Origin of the sequence: Agrobacterium rubi TR3 = NBRC 13261 (genome assembly GCF_000739935.1) — a bacterium.
Taxonomy (GTDB): Bacteria; Pseudomonadota; Alphaproteobacteria; order Rhizobiales; family Rhizobiaceae; genus Agrobacterium; species Agrobacterium rubi.
This window is the reverse complement of the sequence record NZ_BBJU01000007.1, coordinates 124,266-140,983: the sequence shown is the minus strand read 5'-3', so window position 1 is coordinate 140,983 and position 16,718 is coordinate 124,266. Positions and strand designations below refer to the sequence as shown.

The following is a 16,718-nucleotide window of genomic DNA, read 5'->3' as shown; positions in this document are numbered from 1 at the left end:
ACCATGAATTATCACCATATCGCCGACTACACGGACGCCTATTCCAACGGCGCGCACATTGTTGGCGCGGACCGCTGGCCAGCGGCCTGGGTCGAACCAGCAGAAGAATATCGCAAAACCATGCTGGCGGCCGGACGAGCCAAACTTGGGCTGGCCTATGGTGCGAGTGAACGCAACGCACTCGATCTCTTCCTGCCGGAGGGCACGCCGCGCGGCCTCGTCGTTTTCATCCACGGCGGCTATTGGAAGAGCCTTGACCGCAGCTACTGGTCGCACTTTGCGCAAGGTTGCGTGGCGAGGGGATTTGCCGTGGCCATGCCGTCCTATGACCTGTGTCCCGATGTTCGCATCACCGAGATCATACGCCAGATCGGTGCTGCGGTGACGCGGGCCGCAGAGGAGGTCACGGGGCCGATCATCATCACCGGCCATTCGGCCGGTGGGCATCTGTCGGCGCGTATGGTCAGCGCGGGCACGCCCCTTGCATCCGCTGTGCTGGACCGCGTCGAAATTGCCGCCCCCATTTCCGGTCTGCATGATCTGCGTCCCCTGATGCGCAGTGAACTGAACGAAAGGCTGCACATCGATGAGGCCGAAGCGATTGCGGAAAGCCCCGCGCTGCTGCGTCCGGTTGGTCATGCCCGCCTTTGCGCCTGGGTGGGTGGTGCCGAGCGGCACGAGTTCCTGCGCCAGAACGCGTTGCTGGCCAATATGTGGACTGGTCTGGGTGCGACGACCGCCTGCTACGCGGAGCCGAACCGACATCATTTCGATGTTCTCGATGGCCTGCTGGACCCGGATCATGCGCTGACCCGGACATTGACCGACATCTGAAAAGCGTGGCGGAGCACTCAGACTGCCATCGCCAACTCTTCTCGTGCCTCGCTGCGCATAACCAGATGGCCGGGCGCGACTTCGTCGTAAATCCGCTGCGGGGCAACGAAATCTGCGGGGCGAACGGGCGTCGAAAGTTCTCCGACGACCGCTGCGCCACGCAGACCACGCTGGGATGGGTCCGGCACGGGGACGGCGTCGATCAGGCGGCGTGTATAGGGGTGACGCGGATCGCCGAAGATGGCCGCGCGCGGACCGATCTCGACGATCTCCCCAAGATACATGACGGCAACGCGGTGACTGATGCGCTCCACCACGGCCATGTCGTGGCTGATGAACAGATAGGCGAGCCCCATGCTGGCTTGCAGGTCCAGCATCAGGTTCACCACTTGCGCCTTGATGGAGACATCCAGCGCCGACACCGCTTCATCAGCGATGATCAGCTTCGGCTCCAGCGCCAGCGCTCTGGCAATGCAGATACGCTGGCGTTGCCCGCCGGAAAATTCGTGCGGATAGCGGCTTGCCATTTCGGGAGACAGACCGACGCGGACAAGCAGCTCACTGACCCGCGCCCGGCGCTCGGCAGAGTTGCCGATGCCATGCGCCACCAGCGGAGCCGCCACTGCCGTACCGACACTGAGGCGTGGGTTCAAGCTGGCATAGGGGTCTTGAAAAATCATCTGCGCGGTGCGGCGCATACGCCGCAGGCCGTAGCGGCCAAGACCGCCGACCTCGGCTCCATCGATACGCACGTCCCCACCGCTCGGCTCGGTCAATCGCAGCACAGAGCGACCGGTGGTGGATTTGCCGCAGCCGGATTCGCCGACAAGCGACAATGTTTCGCCGGGCTGGATTTGAAACGAGACATTTTCGACGGCATGAACGCGAAAGGCCGTGGGGCGAAACAGCCCTGAAGGCATGGGGAAGCGCTTCATCAGGCCTTTTACTTCGACCAGCGGCGGTGCGTTGCGATCTACCGTATCAGGCATATCGGGTGCTGGCAGAATTGCGCCGCTGGCAGGGTCGATCAGCGGGAAAGGTTGTGGCAGATCATGGCCCTTCATCGAGCCGAGGACCGGCACTGCCGCCAGTAGGGCGCGGGTATAGGGCTGGCGCGGCGCGGCGAAGATTTGCGACGTTGCACCCTCCTCGACCAGATCGCCGCGCAGCATCACCACGGTGCGATCCGCCATTTGGGCAACCACGCCCATGTCATGGGTGATGAAGAGCACCGACATGCCCTCTTCATCCTGCAAGGTCTTGATGAGGTCCAGCACTTGCCCCTGCACCGTCACGTCCAAGGCCGTCGTCGGTTCGTCCGCGATCAGCAGTTTCGGGCGCGAGGCCAGCGCCATGGCGATCATCACCCGCTGGCGCATGCCACCCGACATCTCATGCGGATACTGCTTCAAACGGGTGCGGGCCGAGGGAATGCGCACCTTCTCCAGAAGTGCCAGCGCACGCGTTTCGATCTCGGCTTGAGAGATATCTGGGTCCTGGCACAGCAGCGCTTCGGCGAGCTGGTTTTCGATGGTGAAGGCCGGATTGAGCGAGGTCATCGGCTCCTGAAAGATCATCGAGATGTCACGACCGCGCACGCGCCGTATCTCGTCTTTGCTCAGCGTCGTCAACTCACGACCCAGCAGCTTGATCGACCCGGAAATCTTCGTGTTGTCAGGGTTGAGCAGACGCATGATCGACAGCGAGGTCACGCTTTTGCCGGACCCGCTCTCACCGACAATGGCAACGGTTTCTTTCGCGCCGATGTCGAAGGAAATCTTCCTGATAACCTCGGTCCAGCCATTTTCCGTGCGGAAGGCCGTCGTGAGATCGCGCACGGACAGCACCGGATTGGTCGCGTCAGACGTTGCCTGCATATTGCCATTCTCCGTCTTGCTTCTGTTATCGTCCATCGTCATCAGCCCTTCACGTCCAGCGCATCCTGCAAGCCATCACCCAACAGGTTGAAGCCCAGAACGGTGAGGAAGATTGCGAGGCCAGGCCAGATCGCAATCCATGGCGCAATCGAGAGTGAGGCACTTGCCGAGTTCAGCATCGAACCCCAGCTGGCATCCGGTGGCTGTTGACCCAAGCCCAGAAACGCGAGCGCTGCTTCAGCAATGATGGCTGTCGCGATGGCCAACGTCGACTGAACGACGAGCTGCGGCGTGATGTTGATGAACACATGCCGGATCAGAATAGCCACATGGCCAGTGCCGATGGCGTGCGCCGCCTCGATATATTCCTCCACCTTCACGGCCATGGTCTGGCCGCGCGCGATACGGGCAAAGACGGGTGCGGTGGAGACGCCGATGGCGATCATCGCGTTGGTCAGGCTCGGCCCGAGAAAAGCGGCCATGGCGATGGCGAGAATGAGGAACGGGATTGCCAGAAACGCATCGATGATGCGCATGATGACGGTGTCAAGCGGGCCACCGAAATAACCCGCCAGCATTCCTACGGGAACGCCGATGACAAAGGCGATGGCAACCGAGACCACACCGGCCAACAGCGAGGCGCGAGCCCCCCAGATAACGCGGGACATCACGTCGCGACCGATCTCATCCGTTCCAAACCAGTGCAGCCATGTCGGCGCCTTGCGAATGGCCGACCAGCTGGATGCATTCGGCTCATAGGGTGCGATAAGGGGGGCAGCGATGGCCATGATCGCAAAGAGAAGCACGATGATCGCACCGATCAACGCCAGCCGGTGCGCCATGAAGCGGCGCAGCACGCGGGACTCGATCAGACGACGGCGAGGTGGTTTGGCAACAGCAACATTCGTCATAGCGAGCGGCTCCTCAGCTTGGGGTTGGCCCAGAAGTACAGGATGTCGGCCAGCAGGTTCAGCATCACGAAAGTGAAGCCCGACAACAGCGTGACCGCCTGAACCGCCGCATATTCACGGTTGAACACGGCATCGACGACCATCTTGCCGAGGCCAGGAATGGAGAAAACCTGCTCGGTCAAAACCGCACCCGCCATCAGCGCGCCGAATTGGAGCGTTGCCAGCGTGATGATCGGCACAAGCGCATTTCGAAAGCCGTGCTTGGTGATGACCTTGCGTTCGGTCAGGCCCTTGGCTCGCGCCGTGCGAATGTAATCATGCTGCATGACGGTCAGCATCGCACCACGCGTGTGGCGCATCATCGCCGCCGCAAGTGCAGCACCCAACACCGTGGCGGGAAGGATGATGGATTTGAGGCCACGGATCGGGTCTTCGAACGGGCTGACATAGCCACCGGCTGGCAACCAGCCCAGCTTTACAGCAAAGATGAGGATCAGCATGATGCCGAGCCAGAAGTTCGGTATCGATATGCCCGTCAGCGAAACCACCGTTACCGCATGGTCCCAGCCCTTGCCGCGCCAGATGGCCGCCATGATTCCGGCTGGAATGCCGATCAGCAACGAGATGAGAAGCGCCGCCGTCGCCAGCGTCAACGTCACCGGGATCTTGTCGAGCAGCATCGGGCCGATCTCATCGCGGGTACGATAGGATATGCCGAAATCGCCTTGGAGAGCCGCAGCACTCCAGCGCAGATATTGCACCGGTAACGGATCATCCAGCCCCTGTTCCTGGCGGATCTGCGCGACCACTTCGGGCGACGCTTCGCCACCGGCAATCACCAGCGCCACATCGCCAGGAAGCAGCATCTGCAAACTGAAGACGAGGACGGAAATGATGAACATCGTCGGTATGGCAACCGACAGTCTCAAAAGAAGAAAACGGATCATCCGCCCAACTCCTCACATGTCGCATCGTGCGAGACAATGCATCGTGGCTGGCAAACATTCGTCATAAACATGCCCGCTCCCCTGTTACTTTGATGTTTGAGCAATTCTTCATCGTCCCGAATTCGTTTTGCCGACAGGAATGAGCAGCGTGGCAATGGCTGCCAGCGCGGCCATGCCTGCGAAAATGTAGAAATTCCATTCGGGTGCGACGTTCGTGCTGGCGATGAAGCCGCCCAGCAACGGGCCGGTTAGAGCCCCGATGCGGGAAAAGCTCAGCGCAAACCCCGTACCGGCAGAGCGTATCGTCGCGTCCAGACGCTGCGCCAGAAAGCCGGTCAGAATGAGTGAGGCCGACACGGTGCCGAAACCGGCAATCGCCACGAAGAAGTAGTTGATCAACAACGAACCCTTGAAGGCCAGAGCGGCAATGCCGAAGGCACCGAGAAGATATGAAAGGGCAACCACCAATCGAGTACCGAAACGGTCGGCCCATGTGCCCAGCACAATGCCGCCGATGGCGGAGCTGAGGCTGAAGACCGCGAGGAACAGCAGGCTGTCGCCAAGATCATAGCCGTTCTTGCGCATGATCTGCGGCAGCCACTGGGCAAGCCCGTAAACGAGCAGAAGCCCCATGAACAGCGCGGCCCAGAAGCAGATGGTCTCAAACGCTTTGTCAGGCGCGAAGATTTGCCGCAGAACTGCCGTCCAGCTTCGGTCCGTCGGCGTCTGTTTGGTGTTGGAAACGATGGGAACGCCCATCTTCCGCGCCGTCTTTTCCGCCGCAGCGCGTTTGCCGCGCAGCACCAGAGACTCGACCGACTCAGGCAGGAAAACCATGAAGAACGGCACGACGAGAACGGGGAGCGCGCCAACCAGAACGATGGTGCGCCAGCCATGTTCGGCCAGAAATGCCCGTGAACACAGGGCAGCAGCCAGAAGACCCATGGAATAACCTGAGTACATCAGGCCGTAATTGAAGCTTTTGCTCTTCTTGGGCGAATACTCGACCGTCAGCGCCGCCGCAACGGGAATGATACCGCCAAGGCCGAGACCCGCCACGAAACGGCTGACGGCAAAAAAGGTCGGTGTCGGCGCGTAGGCTGTCGCCACCATGCACAGGGCAAAAAGCGTGAGGCATCCGATGAAGACGGGCTTGCGACCATAGAGTTCGCTGATCGTGCCAGCGAAGATACCGCCGATCAGCATGCCGATGACGGTGTAGCTTCCCATCGCCCCCAGTTGCAGCGGCGTGAGCTGCCAAACCGGATCGGTGGAGAGGGCGGGAAGGATGGCACCCAGGACGCCCACGTCATAACCTTCTGCAAAAATCGCAAACCAGCAAAGTGCGACGACAAGCAGGCTTTTGGAGCGCGAAACTTCCTTCGTCGCGCTATAATCAGTCGGTATGGCAGTTGTGACTTTGTCCATCAGAACGTTCCCCTGCGAGGATTTTTCCTTCGCTCTTATTGTTCGTCATGTCCGAATAAGGCCGCTCCGGTTCCCTCTGGAGCGGGCCTTTGGTCAGCGCCTCACCCTAGGCGCTACCGAATATTTACAGCGTCGAGACCGTCTTGAGCGCGCCGTCCAGCGCAATGCCCTGCTCATCCAGAAGGGCTGCCTGCCGCAGGCGGCGCATCCAGGCGGCACCATCGTCGCGGTGCTCCAGCAATGGCAGAGCCGACATGACCCGGTCGAACTTCGAAAGGCCGCGGGCGTGGGTATCGGAATAGCCTTTGACCAGACGCCTGTTGTTGAGGACTTCAACCGCCAGATCGTAATTCCGCGATACCAGCGACGCCGCTGTGCCGAGCCATGCGTCGCGGTGTTCGATTTCGCGGAAGTGGCGCAACGTGCTGCGGCGCATGCGGCGGAGCGCGGAGATGAGATAAAGCGAGAGGAACCAGAACATCGTTCCCGTCTGCACACGGCGGCCCTTGTTGATGAGGCGATCGAAGAAGGCAAACACCTTCGGCCTGCCCTCAATCCAGAGGCCCAGCCCCTTGGGCAAGGTGCCACAGACTTCTTCCATGCGCGGATGCATATATTCCGTCATGTAGAGAAGCTGGTCCGGCTTGACGCCCACTTCCTTGCGCACGCGATCGAAACGCGTGCCGCGTGTTTTCAGGTCTGCGACGCGGATGATATCGTCATAGGCCATGGAGATGGCGACATATTTGGCGGCCTGCACCGTAAACGCATAGCCCTTCTCTTCGCCGTCATTCGTCCGGTCAAGCGCATGAAGCTTGGCAACGCGGTCGAGATATTCTCCCGCATAGGCCGGGTCCTGAAATTCCGTCAGCTTCTTCACGCCTGCGAAAAGCAGGGGCCATGCGGCCTCTGGGAATTCGGCGCGCATGCGGTGGACCAGACGATCGAGTTCCGGGTGGCCAGCCGTTTCCGGCATGGTGTCGAAACGCTTGTGCGGCGAGGCGCTGACCTCATCGCGGGGCTTGGCCTTGGCACGATCATAGGATGCGTTGAAGGCACGAAGGCTGGCCTCCACACCTTTGCCGCCGCCACGGATGGTTGCTTCGAAGGCGTCCTTGGCAAACGGCAGCACGTCTGCTGCGGCAAGGGCACCGAACATGGACGACGAGATGACGCTGCCGTTTTTTAGCGCCAGCGTGTCCATGTCGAAGGCAATGGTGCGCTTGGCGGCAAAATCGGTAGCGCCCACCACGACGGTCGGATCGCCGATGCCATCGCCGGGCTTTTCCTTCTCGCCGACGGCAAAGGAACGGTGCGTGGACGCAATCAACGTTGTGCGTTCAGGCGTTACCAGACCGCGCAGCACCGAACGTCCGGCTTCCATCAGTTCGGAAGCCAGCACCACATCGACATCACCCGGTGTCGGCATCAGCGAGAAGATGGGCGAGACACCGTCACGCGCAGGCAGCATCTCGATGTAATAGATGGTCGCGCCCGTGCGCTGGGCAACGCCTGGCACGGATGTCGATTGCGCCATCCAGCCCTGCGCCTCGGCAAGGCCGACGATCCAGTCTGCCAGCACACCGCCGCCCTGCCCGCCCATGGCCATGATGGCCAGCGTCAAAGGCTTGTCGGAGGCGAGCGTCGTCTTGAGGTTTACCGTTTCATTCATGGGTCCACCCTCAATCTGCAAACACGATGCGGCTGGATGCACGGCGGGCCTGAAGCCAGCCGATGACCGAAGCGCGCATTTTTGCGACAAACTTGTCCCAACCGGTGGGGTTGTGAATGATATCGGCGCGGTAGAAGGACGGACAGAGGACCGCAGCTTCGGAAACCTCACCGCAATTGCCACAGCCGACGCAGGAATTGTCGATGGCTGCGACCGGATCATCCTTCAAAGGATCATCCGTATGCTTGACTGAAAGCGATGGACAGCCCGACAGACGGATGCAGGCGTGATCGCCCGTGCAGACATCCTCGTCCACACCGAAGCGTTCCTTCACCATGCGCTTGCCGTCCTTTACCGCTTTGGCAAATTGCGGCTTAATGCGGCGCTGCTTGTTCAGCATGCATTCGGAGGAGGCGACGATGATTTTCGGGCCTTTTTCCTTCGATGTCAGCGCCTCTTTCAAGGTGTCGCGCATTTTGGCGACATCATAGGTGCGGTCGATCTGGCGCACCCATGTCGCGCCGATGCCCTTGACCGCATTGACGATGGAATTGTTGGTCTTGCGGTTCGGATTGGTCGCGCGCGACGACAGAATGTCCTGCCCACCGGTTGCTGCCGAATAGAAGTTATCGACAACCAGAATAACGCCATCCTGCTTGTTGAACACGGCATTGCCGACCGATGTCGCGAGACCATTGTGCCAGAAGCCGCCATCACCCATCACCGAAATCGAGCGCTTGTCGGACTCGACATTAAAGGCAGAGGCCGAGGCAGGACCAAGGCCATAACCCATCGTCGTGCCGCCGATGTTGAAGGGCGGCAGGATCGAAAAGAGGTGACAGCCGATATCCGCCGAAACGTGATGCTCGCCGAGTTCCTTTTCCACCAGTTTCATGGCCGCAAAAATCGGCCTTTCGGGACAGCCCGTGCAGAAACCGGCAGGACGGGCGGGCACGACTTCGGCCAGCGCCTTGACTTTGGGGTCGTTGAGCACATCCGATGGGTCCGGCACCGGCGGCTGATTTCCAAGCAGCAGACGATCATAGGTCTCGATGAAGGCCTTCAGGCCGTTCATCATCACGGGCGCGGTATATTCGCCGCCCAGCGACAGCATGTCCTTGCCATGCAGTTTCGTCTGGATATCGCGACGGCGAAGCAGCGTGTTCAGCGTCTGCTCGATATATTCAGGCGCACCTTCCTCGACGATGATGACGGCTTTCTTGCCGGCGCAGAATTCGACAACCTCGTCATCGATGGTCGGATAGGCAACGTTCATCACGTAGAGCGGCACGGCGGAATTGCCGTAGACATCGGCCAGGCCCAGTTGCTGCAAGCCGCGCATGACGCCGTTGTACATACCGCCCAGCAGGATGATGCCGATGTCACCTTCTTCAGGACCGAAGAACTCGTTGAGTTTACGCTCCTTGATGAAGTTGACGGCAGCCGGCCAGCGGCGCTCCAGCTTGTCTTTCTCATGCGCGAAGTTGGCTGGTGGCAGGACGATGCGGTTGACGTCCCTGACAGGATTTTCCAGCGCCTGCCGCAACGTGTATTCCGGACGCTTGTTGTCCTTGGCGATGAACTGGCCGTGGACGTGACAGGCACGGATGCGGACCTGCAACATGACAGGCGTATTGGACGCTTCAGACAGCTGAAAGCCATCTTCGACCGACTGCACGATGGATGGCAGATTGGGGCGCGGATCGAGAAGCCACATCTGGGATTTCATCGCAAAAGCGTGGCTGCGCTCCTGCATGATGGAGGAGCCTTCGCCGAAATCTTCGCCGAGAATGATGAGGGCACCACCGGTAACGCCGCCGGACGACAGGTTCGATAGGGCATCGGATGCCACATTCGTTCCAGCCGTCGATTTCCATGTCACAGCACCGCGCACCGGATACATGACGGAGGCAGACAGCATAGCAGCCGCAGCAGCCTCAGACGCCGAGGTTTCGAAATGAATGCCGAGGTCTTCCATGACGTCCTTGGCGTCAGCCAAAACGTCCATCAGGTGGGAAATGGGCGAGCCTTGATAGCCGCCGACATAGGACACGCCGGATTGAAGCAATGCCTTGGTGATCGCCAGAATACCCTCGCCCCGGAAGATTTCACCTTCACCGAGCTTGAGATCCTCAACTTCACGCGCGAATGACCGTTCTGCCATGGTCTTCCCCTTTTATGTCACGCATTTATATGCATATTCATAAGTTGAAGCTTATAGCATTGTCAAATGAGAACGTTGAAACAGGCCGAAATCGCAGCGAAAAACTGCGAAATTGCTGCTTTAAAATGCATCTGCATGAAAATTATTGGCGCGACGCTTAACGGCTGAGCATACAAAAATGCAGGTAACGGCAGCGCGTGTTTCAGCGCCACCAGAGGCATCAGCCGACCGCGTGGTAACGGCGGCGGAAATAAACCAGAGCGTTTTCGTCTGATCCTTGCACGAGTTCGATGATACGGCAAAACAGGACCTGATGCGTGCCGCTCTCGACCATCGTCTCTATTTCGCAATCGAAGGACAAGAGCGCCCCCTCTAATCGCGGGGACCCGGTTATCCCCCGCGACCATGCGCCTTCCAGAAACCGCTCTTCCTGAGACGTCGAGCCGCCGAAACGCCGCGACAGAGCTTCCTGGCTATGGCTCAGCGTGTTGACGCAGAGCACGCGATTTCTCTCGAATATGTTCGCAACGGAACTGGACCGGTTAAGGCAGACCAGCAGCGTCGGCGGCTGATCTGTCACGCTACAAACGGCTGATGCGGTGAACCCGGCCATGCCGCCGGGACCGTTGGTGGTGACGATGTTAACGGCGGCGGCCAGTTGCGACATGCCCTCGCGAAAGGCAAGCCGCAAAGCTTCGACCTCATCCGGTGCGGCGTGCGCGTTCATTCGACCCGCAGCCCGGCTTGCTTCAACAGCGGCATCACGCGGTCACAGAAGAACGGCAGCTCGTAAGTGTAGTTGACGAAGGACAGCGCGATGCCGGAATAGCCTTGCTGAGAAATCGCGATCATGTCCTCGACAATTTTTTCCGGCGTGCCGACAAGCGGATATCCACCCGCGCCGCCTGCAAATCGCTTGCGGTAACGCTCATAGCTTTCCTTGTCGTGGGACTGGGAGAACTCCTTCTTTCCGGCCATATGGGCGTCAACGGCCTCATGGTCGGTAAGGGTTACGGCGTAGCGCTCGTAATAATCCTCCGCCTCCTGCTGGGTTTCGCGGCACACGACGTGGCAGACGGTATAGGCCCCGACATCACGGCCCTGCGCATCTGCCCGCGTGCGGATATCCTCGACGTGCTTCCCGGCTTCTTCAATCTCGGTGAAGGTCGTGAAGAGATATTCGCAGTTTTGCGCGGCAAAATCCCGGCCTGGCCCACCGAAGGCGGCATTCATCGTTACGGGTCGTGGCGATTGCAGGCTGGCGGGGCGGCTGACCACGTCTTTCAGTTTGTAGTAGCTGCCATCATAATCGAAGGGCGCTTGCGCACCATAGGCCTTCTCGACAATCTCCAGCCATTCGGCGGCCTGATCGTAACCCTTCTCGACCAGCGGCACGCCGAACATGCCGAATTCCTTCGGGTTCCAGCCGCAGACGATATTGAGACCTGCACGACCGCCACTGATGTGATCGACCGTTGCCAGCGATTTTGCCGCATAAAGCGGATGCACGAGGGGAACATGCACCGTCATGAACAGCGCAATCCGCTCCGTAACGGCAGCAAGGCCCGCCGCCCATGTGAAGGTTTCGTAAGACCATTCCCGCACCCGGTTCTTGCCTCCAAAACCCTTCCAGCGGGCGATTGGCAGCAGAAAATCCAATCCGCCTCGATCGGCGATCTGGGCGGCGTTCAGATTGTCCTGCCACCGCGCCTGCCAGCGTTCCGGTACATCGGTGATGGCAAGACCGCCATCGGCATTGGACGAGAAGACACCGAGCTTGAGCTTGCTTGGACCTTTCAAGGGGTGAGGCTTTATCATGACGTTCCCTTTTTGATGGTTCTGCGGCGCGCGCCGCGCCCTGTTTTGGCCTGTTCCAACTGGCGGCGGCGAATGGTGAGAAAGGCTTCCTCCGCCGCAAACATGTAAAGCGTCATATATTCCGCGATCACAACGGAATCGCGCGCGACGAAGGCCGCGTGAATGCGCGACAAGCCGTCGATATAGTGCTTGACCATCTCGGCATCCGCAAAACTGTCGAGCCGGACCGACTGGAAGTAGTTGATGAAGCGTGCGACCGTCTCGGCCAGATGCCGGTTGCGAACGGCCTTCAGCCACGCATTGCGAAAATCGACATTGGCATCCAGCAGCACCGGCATATTGTTGTCCGCCAGCGCAGACTTGATCCGGCCCATGGCCTCGGTCAGTTCCGCCTCGATCTCGGACGTCATGTCACGCGCAGCATTTGCTGCAGCCCGTGGCTCCAACTGCCGACGCAATTCGAACAGGCCGGAAATATCCTCCAGCGAAAGCTCTCGCAGGGCAAAACCGCGCGTCGTGCCAACCAGATAACCTTCGGCCACCAGTCGCAGCAGCGCCTCACGCGCAGGAACGCGCGAAACGCCATAACGGGTCGCAATCGCCGTATCGACCAGCCGGTCGGACGGCAAAATCGCGCTGCGTTGCAACTGCAAACGCAGGTCCGTGTAAATGGCATCAACGATATTGTCGTTCGACTTTTGCATCGTAAACTCCTGCAAAAATCGTATACGGATTTGCGCTTATTTCAAGCATAAAATAAATATGAGATGGTTTAACATCGATTATCGTATACTGTTTACACGCTTGCAGGCGATATGATTGAGACTTAAACTAATCAAAACACTGCATTACGGCAGACAAAACCCCCGTTCCCAGAGGTCTTTATGAGCGATTTTCGAAAAGCATGTCTTGGACAAAAGCGGTTGATCGGCACATTCGCTGCCATCCCGCATCCGGTCGCCATAGAGGTCGTGGCCGCCGCTGGCCCTGATTTCATCTGCATCGATGCGGAGCATTCGCAGATCGGGCGGGAGCTGATCGAAAACCTGATCCGCGCTGCAGATGTTCACCGTGTGCCCGCCATGGTGCGCGTGCCGGGCCATGCGCCGGAATCGATTGCCGGTGTTCTGGATGCCGGGGCCGCTGGCGTTCTGGTGCCACGTGTCTCGACCGCTGCCCATGCAAAAGCTGCCATCGCTGCCACCCGCTATCCGCCCGCTGGTGAGCGCGGCGTCGGGCCCGGACGCGCTGCCGGTTACGGCTATCGTATTCCCGATTATCTAAAAAGCGCCAATGAAAGCCTCGTTCTGGCCATCCAGATCGAAACCTCAGAAGGTCTCGCCAATGTCGAGGAGATCGTCGCGGTGGAAGGCATCGACGTGATCTTCATCGGCCCCGGCGATCTTTCCGTTTCCATCAATGCACTCGGCCACGAAGGAGCGGCACGGCTTGAAGCAGCCATACTAACAATCACGCAGGCCGCTATCAAAGCCGGAAAAACAGTTGGAATTTTCCGCCCCTCGCCAGATGACGTGGCCAAGTGGTCGCAGGCGGGCATCAGTTTCTATCTGCTGGCCAGCGATACGATGTTTCTGGGCGCAAGCCTTGCCGCTGGCGTCTCCGCTGCGCGAGACGCTTAAGCGTCTTTTGGCGCAACGATCTTTGTGGCCATTGGAAAATGCGAGTTGCCACCTTCGAATGGCGGGAAGGTCTTGAAGTCTTCCCGCATGGCAATGCGCGCCGGGGACTGGAGTGCCGCCGTGAGTGCGGCCTGACTATCGAACATCACGCGGTTTCGCTGCATGTGATGGGCCCGCTCCCAGGGCAGGAAACCGGTCCAGTCCACGCGAGACAGGATTTCAATGCCGCGAATGCCGGGAAACTGGCGCATGACCTGCGGATGGTGAGCGATGGTGCATCCAGATGTTCAGATCCTGCGCCGGGCCGGGATAATGCACGACATAGGAACATGGGTCGCCATTTTTCGCGATGTCGAGCGTCGCGTCATCGACTGGAAAATGCCGGACGTACATCGCCTGCTGCGTTGCCTTGGCACCCTGGATGCTCGCCAGCACGCCGGGATTGGCCAGCGCTTGCAGACGTCCTGATGGCGCCATGGCATCTTCCAGCGCAGACAACTCGTCAAAGTAAAGCTGCATGCCGAAAATCGGCGCTTCCTCCTGCGGATTGAACAGGTCTTGCGCCGTCTCCGGCGTGTAGAGGTTTGCAGACGTCAGCCCCGGCGTGAGCGCGACGATCTCCGCCACCGCCTCGATATCGGCCTTGCTCGCTACAAGCTGGTTGCCCTGCGGGTTCTCGAAAAAGGCGAGGTAGGCGAAACGCATCGGGAGGCTCCAGTGTCAGGAAAATACGGTAGATTACGATCCGCACGTGGACGGCAATCAAAGGCGTCAGATCGTTCAGACGCAAAACATGTCACACCTGCTCGGCAGTGCGCAACCTATTTTAAGCTTAAATCTTTCCACTTGAATCCCGCTGAATTTTGCCTCACCATTCCAGACGATCCTTGCGAAGAGCGATCACCGAGGACCATAAAAATGAATATTCGATCCGGCCCGGAAACGCTGCTGGTTACGAAAACAGAGGGAACTGCTTCATGACCATATCCGTCTTCCGCCGCGCTTTCATGGGTATTGCGGTCACTGCCGCCGTCTCTGTTGCAAGTGCAGGCCTTGCATCTGCGGCCGCACTCGTGGCGGGCGCTTACCCCAGCAATCCGCCGTTCGAATACAAGAATGCCAGCGGCACCTTCGAAGGCTTCGAGGTCGATATCGCAGCCGAAGTCGCAAAGCGCCTCGACATGACGCTGGAAGTCTCCGATTTCGGGTTCCAGGCACTGTTTGCCGCCACCGCCTCGCGGCGCATCGATGTCGCGATATCATCGATCACCATTACCAAGGAACGTCTGGGCAGCCAGTCTTTCACGCAACCCTATTATGATGCCGACATGGGTATCGCGACCCGCAAGGAAAGCAAGATTGCCACTCCCGAGGATTTGAAGGGTGCCGTGGTCGGCGTGCTGGCGGGCTCCACCGGCGATAAGTGGGCAAAGGAAAACAAGGAAAAATATGGCATCAGCGATATCAAGAGCTACAACGCTCAACAGGATATGCTGATGGACATGTCGGCTGGTCGCGCCGACGCTGCCGTCAGTGACATCCCCGGCATGGAATACGCCTTCCTCAAAATGAAGGATCTTGCGGTCAAGGTTCGCATCAAGACCGGCGAGCAATATGGGCTGATGATGGCCAAGAACCATCCGCTTCTGGGAAAGGCCAATGATGCGATTACCGCGATGAAGAAGGACGGGACGCTGGCCGCCATTCACAAGAAGTGGTTCGGTAGCGAGCCTGCTGCTGGTTCGGCCTCTGCCGTCGAAATGCCCATACCGCAGCCTTGAGCATCACGACCCAATCCAGAAACCGTCGATGCCGATCATGATCGGCATCTTGCCGACGTCAATCGTACCATGACGGCTGCCTGACGTTGATCGGGCGCCCATTCCCATGTCTTGACCTCACGCGACAGCGCCTCGGGGTGGCATGTTTCAGAGGCTTACGGATATGACCATCCTCGACACCTTCTTCAACGCCGAAATCCTGGGCAGCGCCTTTCCGGCATTGCTGCGGGGTCTGCTCAACACGTTTCTGCTGGGCCTTGCAGGGATCGGCCTTGGCATACCGGCAGGGCTGATCATCGGTCTCCTGCGGCTCTATGGGCCTAAACCGGTGCGCTATCTGGCGGTGTTCTATATCGACATCTTCCGCGCCGCGCCCATGCTGGTCGTGCTGATGCTGATCTACTTCGCCCTACCATTCATCGGCATTCGCATGTCATCCTGGACCTGCGCAATCCTTGCGTTTGCGCTTGTGATGGCAGCCTATATGGCCGAGGTGTTCCGCTCAGGCATCGAGGGCATTCCATCCGGGCAGTTCGAGGCCGCTGCCGCGCTCGGTCTGCCGTTTCTGGTCACCTTGCGCAAAGTCATCCTGCCGCAGGCGGTGCGGGTCGTCATTCCGCCGGCCACGAACAATTGCGTGTCGATGTTCAAGGATACCTCGCTCGCATCGACGGTGGCGCTGGCGGAACTGATGAAGGAAGGGCTGGATGCGCAGGCCCTTTACGCCAACCCGACGCCGCTCATCGGGGCGGCACTGATCTACATCGCGTTTTTGTGGCCGATGGTGCGTCTGGTCGGCATGCTGGAAAAGAAATTCAGTCGGGAAAAGGTGCGCTAAGCACCACTTGCTAGAAAGTCGGGTTCTCCAGAATCGCGCAGTGGCGGCTGAGCTCCGCCGCCGCCGCCGTTGTGGCAGAAATATATTCAGCCTCACGCTTGTCGATATCCTGCAAGGCGACGACAAGGCAGATCGACGCGATGCAGCGCCCCTGCCGGTCGCGAACGGGTGCCGTGACGCAGGCGACATAGGGATCGACCAGCGCACGTGTCACCCAATAACCCTGCGCGCGCGCAAGCTCGACCTCCCGGTGAAGCTGGGCGGGTGACGAGACGGTGCCGGTCAGCGAGGTAAAATCCTCTGACGGGATAGAACGCTCCAGGTCGGCTGCGCTGTAACCATCCAGCAAAAAGCGGGCGGCGGCGGTGGACGGCAGCGGGAAACGAGAGCCCTCGACCGCTGTACGATACCCATGGCCGCGACCGGAAATGGATATCATAATCAACTGCTTCCAGTCGTGCAGCAGATCGAGCTCGCAGACTTCGCGGGTGCTTTGGGCAAGGTTTCGGATAACCTCTTTAGCCTGACGGGCCAGCGGTGCGCTGCGGTCATAGACCTGCCCTAGAAGTCCGCACTGTCTGCCCGGCACGATCAAACCGTCCTGCTCCGTCTGGTCCAGAAATCCTCGCTCCATCAACGTATCGATGATGCTGTAAACCGTGGATCGCGGTGCGCCGAGCATGGCTGCTATGGCGTTGCGCGTGGCTGGTTGCTGCTGTGCCGCCACCAGTTCCAGCACGTCCAGCAGCCGATCTGTCCCCCGCGCCCTCACATGCATTTGCACATATCTCCCTGTTGACATCGCCGA

General features: G+C 59.5%; 16 protein-coding genes. 4 read left to right on the top strand and 12 right to left on the bottom strand.

The window, feature by feature from the left end; genetic code table 11:
* The first annotated feature begins 3 nt into the window (after nt 1–3).
* Complete coding sequence (locus tag RRU01S_RS05210) at nt 4–834, top strand: hormone-sensitive lipase (RefSeq protein ID WP_045229189.1); 831 nt, start codon at nt 4–6, stop codon at nt 832–834.
* A 17-nt stretch (nt 835–851) separates the two neighbouring features.
* Here RRU01S_RS05210 and RRU01S_RS05205 read toward each other — a convergent pair whose 3' ends face one another.
* The 9 genes from RRU01S_RS05205 to RRU01S_RS24990 form a co-directional block, all read right to left on the bottom strand.
* A complete protein-coding gene (locus RRU01S_RS05205; protein WP_412674276.1) occupies nt 852–2,747 on the bottom strand; it encodes an ABC transporter ATP-binding protein in 1,896 nt (631 codons plus the stop codon).
* Between the two features lie 5 nt (nt 2,748–2,752).
* Complete coding sequence (locus tag RRU01S_RS05200) at nt 2,753–3,622, bottom strand: ABC transporter permease (RefSeq protein ID WP_045229188.1); 870 nt, start codon at nt 3,620–3,622, stop codon at nt 2,753–2,755.
* Nucleotides 3,619–4,569 carry an ABC transporter permease gene (locus RRU01S_RS05195; protein ID WP_045229187.1) on the bottom strand — a complete coding sequence of 317 codons (951 nt, stop codon included), beginning with the start codon at nt 4,567–4,569 and terminating at the stop codon, nt 3,619–3,621. The genes RRU01S_RS05200 and RRU01S_RS05195 overlap by 4 nt, the downstream gene beginning before the upstream one ends.
* A 108-nt stretch (nt 4,570–4,677) precedes the next feature.
* Entirely contained in the window at nt 4,678–5,997 is a 1,320-nt protein-coding gene (locus tag RRU01S_RS05190) for an MFS transporter (protein WP_081879996.1), read from the bottom strand.
* 124 nt (nt 5,998–6,121) lie between these two features.
* Entirely contained in the window at nt 6,122–7,669 is a 1,548-nt protein-coding gene (locus RRU01S_RS05185) for an indolepyruvate oxidoreductase subunit beta family protein (RefSeq protein ID WP_045229186.1), read from the bottom strand.
* Between the two features lie 10 nt (nt 7,670–7,679).
* Nucleotides 7,680–9,833: a ferredoxin family protein gene (locus RRU01S_RS05180; protein ID WP_045229185.1), complete on the bottom strand. Its 2,154-nt coding sequence runs from the start codon at nt 9,831–9,833 to the stop codon at nt 7,680–7,682.
* 220 nt (nt 9,834–10,053) lie between these two features.
* Nucleotides 10,054–10,560, bottom strand: coding sequence for a flavin reductase (locus tag RRU01S_RS05175; RefSeq protein WP_045229184.1), 507 nt, complete (start codon nt 10,558–10,560; stop codon nt 10,054–10,056).
* Nucleotides 10,557–11,651 (bottom strand): LLM class flavin-dependent oxidoreductase, encoded by a 1,095-nt coding sequence (locus RRU01S_RS05170; protein ID WP_045229183.1) that lies wholly within the window; start codon nt 11,649–11,651, stop codon nt 10,557–10,559. Before RRU01S_RS05170 ends, RRU01S_RS05175 begins: the two co-directional genes overlap by 4 nt.
* The gene (locus RRU01S_RS24990; protein ID WP_052815978.1) at nt 11,648–12,355 is read right to left on the bottom strand and encodes a GntR family transcriptional regulator; all 708 of its coding nucleotides are present in this window, start codon (nt 12,353–12,355) and stop codon (nt 11,648–11,650) included. The genes RRU01S_RS05170 and RRU01S_RS24990 overlap by 4 nt, the downstream gene beginning before the upstream one ends.
* Before the next feature lie 180 nt (nt 12,356–12,535).
* Here RRU01S_RS24990 and RRU01S_RS05160 point away from each other — a divergent pair, with 180 nt between their 5' ends.
* Nucleotides 12,536–13,291, top strand: a complete 756-nt coding sequence (locus RRU01S_RS05160; protein WP_045229182.1) for an HpcH/HpaI aldolase family protein — start codon at nt 12,536–12,538, stop codon at nt 13,289–13,291.
* Here the strand turns inward: RRU01S_RS05160 and RRU01S_RS24985 are convergent.
* The gene (locus RRU01S_RS24985; protein WP_052815976.1) at nt 13,288–13,542 is read right to left on the bottom strand and encodes a hypothetical protein; all 255 of its coding nucleotides are present in this window, start codon (nt 13,540–13,542) and stop codon (nt 13,288–13,290) included. The genes RRU01S_RS05160 and RRU01S_RS24985 overlap by 4 nt on opposite strands.
* Nucleotides 13,511–13,996, bottom strand: a complete 486-nt coding sequence (locus RRU01S_RS05155; RefSeq protein ID WP_052815974.1) for a hypothetical protein — start codon at nt 13,994–13,996, stop codon at nt 13,511–13,513. Before RRU01S_RS05155 ends, RRU01S_RS24985 begins: the two co-directional genes overlap by 32 nt.
* A gap of 278 nt (nt 13,997–14,274) precedes the next feature.
* Here RRU01S_RS05155 and RRU01S_RS05150 point away from each other — a divergent pair, with 278 nt between their 5' ends.
* Nucleotides 14,275–15,072 (top strand): ABC transporter substrate-binding protein, encoded by a 798-nt coding sequence (locus tag RRU01S_RS05150; RefSeq protein ID WP_045229609.1) that lies wholly within the window; start codon nt 14,275–14,277, stop codon nt 15,070–15,072.
* A 163-nt stretch (nt 15,073–15,235) separates the two neighbouring features.
* Nucleotides 15,236–15,910 (top strand): amino acid ABC transporter permease, encoded by a 675-nt coding sequence (locus RRU01S_RS05145; RefSeq protein WP_045229181.1) that lies wholly within the window; start codon nt 15,236–15,238, stop codon nt 15,908–15,910.
* A gap of 10 nt (nt 15,911–15,920) precedes the next feature.
* Here RRU01S_RS05145 and RRU01S_RS05140 read toward each other — a convergent pair whose 3' ends face one another.
* Complete coding sequence (locus RRU01S_RS05140; protein ID WP_045229180.1) at nt 15,921–16,688, bottom strand: IclR family transcriptional regulator; 768 nt, start codon at nt 16,686–16,688, stop codon at nt 15,921–15,923.
* Between the last annotated feature and the right edge of the window lie 30 nt (nt 16,689–16,718).